Source organism: Albidovulum sp., from assembly GCF_049646345.1.
In the GTDB taxonomy this organism is placed as follows: domain Bacteria; phylum Pseudomonadota; class Alphaproteobacteria; order Rhodobacterales; family Rhodobacteraceae; genus Albidovulum.
In genome coordinates this window covers 1-4523 of sequence record NZ_JBARVQ010000445.1, presented here as the reverse complement: position 1 = coordinate 4523, position 4523 = coordinate 1, and the positions used below count along the sequence as shown (strand labels likewise).

Sequence of the window (4523 nt, the reverse complement as noted above, 5' to 3'; positions counted from 1 at the left end):
GTCCCGGCTCAGCCCGCTCTGGTTCCATCGGCCGCCCCGGCGGTCAACAATACCGGCATCTCGGACGAGCAGGACTTTTCCGCCGTTTCGACCCGCGAGACGATCGAGTCCGACAAGGAACGCATCGCCGAGAACCGCGCGCAATATCAGCAGATCCAGCCCTCGGCACTACCCACACGCAGCGGGGGCAATGCCGCGCGCATCATCGAATATGCGGTCAAGGCGCCGAACCGGCTGGGTGAGACGATCTTCAAGCGCTCGTCGCTGGCATTGTCGAACCATGACCGTGCCTGCGCCCGCTACGCCAATCCCGAAGCGGCGCAGGAAGCGTTCCTGAATTCCGGCGGGCCGCAAAGGGATCCCAAGAACCTCGATCCCGATGGGGACGGTTTCGCCTGCCGCTGGGACCCGACGCCGTTCCAGAAGGCGCGCGGCTGAGCCTTGGCCTTCGCCTCGCCCAATTTCGGCGACCGCCGGGATGGTGCGCGGCCGAGCCTGATCGTGATCCATTACACCGCAATGCCGTCTTTCGCCGCGGCGCGGGCACGGCTGTGTGACCCGTCGGCCGAAGTGTCCGCCCACTGGCTGATTGCCGAGGACGGAACGGTGGAGCAGCTGGTGGATGAGGCCAAACGCGCCTGGCATGCCGGGGCCGGTTGCTGGGGCGGGATCAGCGATGTGAATTCCCATTCCATAGGCATTGAACTGGCCAATCCCGGCGATGCGCCATTCCCTGAGCCGCAGATGGCGGCCCTGGAACACCTGCTGCATGACATCATGAACCGCTGGGCGATCCCGCCCCAAGGGGTGATTGCCCATTCGGATATGGCGCCTGAACGCAAATGCGATCCCGGCCCGCGTTTTGACTGGTTTCGGCTGGCGCGGCGCGGGCTGTCGGTCTGGCCTGCACCGGAGGACGACACGGCGCCCGACTTTCTTTCGTCGGCCAGAAGCTTCGGCTATCCGGATGCGCCGCGTGGTGCGGTTCTGACGGCGTTCCGCTTGCGGTTCCGTCCCTGGGGGACAGGAGAGGATGACAGCACAGATCGGACGCTGGCCCTTGATCTGGCCCGGCGGTTTCCGGCGGCAGGGCCCGTCTGAGCAGCGCCGGGGATTTTCCCGCCGCAGCTCAGGATTTCGCGGCGGTCTTCTTGCCTGTCGCCTTCTTTGCCGCAGCTTTCTTCTTGGGGGCAGCCTTCTTGGCTGTGGCCTTCTTGCGCCCGCCGCCCTTTTTCGCGGCTTTTTCGGCGATCAGTTCCAATGCCTGTTCTACCGTCACCGCCTCGGGCGTGATTTCTTTCGGCAAGGTGGCATTGATCTTTTCCCATTTCACGTAAGGTCCGTAGCGGCCGGACATGACCTGAATGGGGCCGCCATCAGGATGGGCGCCAAGCTCGCGCAGGGCCGTCGGTGCGGTGCGGCCCGTGCGCGTGGCCTTTTCAGCCAGAACCTCAACCGCGCGGTTCATGCCGATGGTAAAGACCTCATCCACGTCGGGAAGATTGGCATAGATGCGGCCATGTTTGACGTAAGGTCCATAGCGGCCAATGCTCGCCTCGATCATCTCGCCATCTTCGGGATGGGGCCCAACCTCACGCGGCAGGCTGAGCAGGGTCAACGCCTTTTCCAGATCGATGCTTTCAGGCGACCAGCCCTTGGGCAGGCTGGCGCGCGGCGGCTTTGGTGTTTCTTCAGTCGCCTCGCCGCGCTGGACGTAAGGACCGAAGCGGCCGGATTTCAGCCAGATCTCTGCGCCGCCATCTTCGCCCAGCACACGTTCGGCAGCAGCACTATCCTCACCATTGGCGCCGGAAAGGGCGCGGGTATAGCGGCAGTTGGGGTAGTTCGTGCAGCCGATGAACGCCCCGCCCGAACGCGCGGTTTTCAGGTTCAGCCGCCCTTCGCCGCAGGTCGGGCAAATGCGTGGGTCTGATCCGTCCTCACGCGGCGTGTATAGATGCGGAGCAAGGAAATCGTCGATCTTGGTCAGAACCTCGCCGATCCTCAGATCGGCTGTTTCGGCGATGGCGGCGGTGAAATCGCGCCAGAAGCGCGCGAGCACTTCCTTGTAGTCGCGGTCACCCGCCGAAATCTCATCCAGTTCGTTTTCCAGATCGGCGGTGAAATCGTATTCGACATAGCGGCGGAAAAAGTTGGTCAGGAACGCCGTCACCAGCCGCCCCTTGTCCTCGGGGATCAGGCGGTTCTTGTCCTTCCGCACATAGTCGCGGTCCTGAATCGTGGTGACAATCGAGGCATAGGTGGAGGGGCGGCCGATGCCAAGCTCTTCCATCCGCTTGACCAGTGTCGCCTCGGTGTAACGCGGCGGCGGCTGGGTGAAATGCTGTTCGGGCGCGATCTTGCGCTTGTCCGCCGTCTCACCTTCCATGATCTGCGGCAGGCGCTTGTCGTCATCTTCCTCGATCACCGCATCGTCGCGGCCTTCGTCATAGACCTTGAGGAAACCGTCGAACATCACGACCTGACCGGTGGCGCGCAACACGACCTCGCCATCGGCGCTGCCCACATCGACCGTGGTGCGTTCCAGCCGCGCGGCTTCCATCTGGCTGGCAAGGGTGCGCTTCCAGATCAGGTCATAGAGCTTGCGCTGATCGTCGGCCACTTTCAGCTTGTCGGGTGACAGGCTCATATCGGTCGGCCGGATGCATTCATGCGCTTCCTGCGCGTTCTTGGCCTTGTTCTTGTAGATGCGCGGGCTGCCCGGTACGTAATCCGCGCCGAAGCGGCGCTGGATTTCCGCGCGCGCCTCGGTCACAGCCTCGGGGGCCATGTCGATGCCGTCGGTCCGCATATAGGTGATGTAGCCCGCCTCATAAAGCCGCTGGGCCGTGGACATGCAGGCCTTGGCACCCATACCGAACTTGCGGCTGGCTTCCTGTTGCAGGGTCGAGGTCATGAAGGGCGCATAGGGGTTGCGGTTGGCGGGTTTCGCTTCGATCGACTTCACGCTCAGATCGCGCGAAGTGATGGCCTGCACCGCCATCTCGGCAGCGGTTTCGTTGGCCAGATCGTATTTGTCGAGCTTCTTGCCGCCAAGAACCGTCAGACGCGCCTGAAATTCCTGCCCCCTCGGGGTGGCGAGTGTTGCGGTGACCGACCAGTATTCGCGGGCACGAAATGCCTCGATTTCCATCTCGCGCTCGACGATCAGGCGCAGGCAGACCGACTGAACGCGGCCCGCCGATTTCGCACCGGGCAGCTTGCGCCAGAGAACCGGGGAAAGGTTGAAGCCCACCAGATAATCCAGCGCGCGGCGGGCGAGATATGCCTCGACCAGCGGGCCATCAACATCGCGGGGATTTGCCATCGCCTCGCTGACGGCGGCCTTGGTGATCGCGTTGAAGGTGACGCGGCGGACGGTCTTGCCCTTCTTGATCGACGAGGCGAGCGCCTCTTTCAGGTGCCATGAAATCGCCTCGCCCTCGCGGTCAGGGTCGGTGGCGAGGATCAGCGTATCGTCGGTTTTCAGCGCTTCGGTGATGGCACGGATATGTTTCTTGCTGTCGCTCGCCACCTCCCATTTCATGTCGAATCCCTGATCCGGGTCGACCGATCCGTCCTTTGGGGGCAGGTCGCGGACATGGCCGTAAGAGGCAAGAACGGTGTAGTCCGGGCCAAGATATTTGTTGATTGTCTTGGCCTTGGCGGGGGATTCTACAACGACAACGGCCATGACTTCCTCTTGAAAACGGGCTTTCTGCTCTGGGCGCGGAACATGGGCGTCAAGGGCAGGGATTGTCAATGACCCCCGGCCCTGTCCCGCCTGTAGCGGCCTTGGGCAGGGGGTAAGACGCTTGATTTCCAGATGCGATTATTCCGTTCGCGACAATAAACCACCCGGCTGGCGCAGGATCCGGCCTTCGAGTTCGAGCGTGACGAGTTCCGGGGCGATGGCGGCGCTCGGCAAAGCGAGGTCGCGGATAAGCTGGTCCTCGGCCAGGGGGCTGGGGCCAAGCCGGTCGAGGATCTGCTGGTGAAGTGCGGCCATGTCGCGCCAGTCGCGGCCGGGATTTTCCGCTTGCGGCGGGACGGGGAGGGATGGCCTTTCTTCCTGCGAAACGCGCGCCGGGGCGGCTTGTGCCTCGCGGGGGGCAAGCGCCTCCAGCAAGTCTTCGACACTGCGCACAAGTGTCGCGCCGTCGCGGATCAGCATGTTGCAGCCTGCGGCCCGCCCGTCGAGCGGATGGCCCGGCACCGCCAGCACCTCGCGCCCCTGATCGAGCGCGTTGCGGGCGGTGATCAGGCTGCCCGACCGCGCCGCCGCCTCAACCACGATCACCGCGCGGGCAAGACCCGAAACGATGCGGTTGCGCTGGGGGAAGTGGCGGGCGACGGGGGTGAGCCCCATCGGCTGTTCCGAGATCCGGACACCGCTGGCGGCAATTTCCTTGGCGAGGTGCAGGTTTTCCACCGGATAGATCGCATCGACGCCGCCCGCCATCACCGCAACCGTACCGGTGGGCAGGGCGGCCATATGGGCGGCGGCATCGATGCCGCGTGCG

At 64.0% G+C, this 4523-nt stretch carries 3 protein-coding genes and 1 pseudogene; 2 read left to right on the top strand and 2 right to left on the bottom strand.

What is annotated here, in order from left to right; all coding sequences use genetic code 11:
• Positions 1 to 438: pseudogene (locus tag WBB85_RS11185) on the top strand (hypothetical protein); the annotation flags it as partial.
• 3 nt (positions 439 to 441) lie between these two features.
• The gene (locus tag WBB85_RS11180) at positions 442 to 1101 is read left to right on the top strand and encodes an N-acetylmuramoyl-L-alanine amidase (protein ID WP_432638693.1); all 660 of its coding nucleotides are present in this window, start codon (positions 442 to 444) and stop codon (positions 1099 to 1101) included.
• 28 nt (positions 1102 to 1129) lie between these two features.
• Here the strand turns inward: WBB85_RS11180 and topA are convergent, their stop codons facing one another.
• Together topA and WBB85_RS11170 are read right to left on the bottom strand one after the other, a co-directional pair.
• Positions 1130 to 3694, bottom strand: a complete 2565-nt coding sequence (gene topA, locus WBB85_RS11175; protein WP_432638692.1) for a type I DNA topoisomerase — start codon at positions 3692 to 3694, stop codon at positions 1130 to 1132.
• Between the two features lie 138 nt (positions 3695 to 3832).
• Positions 3833 to 4523 (bottom strand): DNA-processing protein DprA (locus WBB85_RS11170; RefSeq protein ID WP_432638691.1); only part of this gene is annotated, 691 nt, incomplete at its 5' end.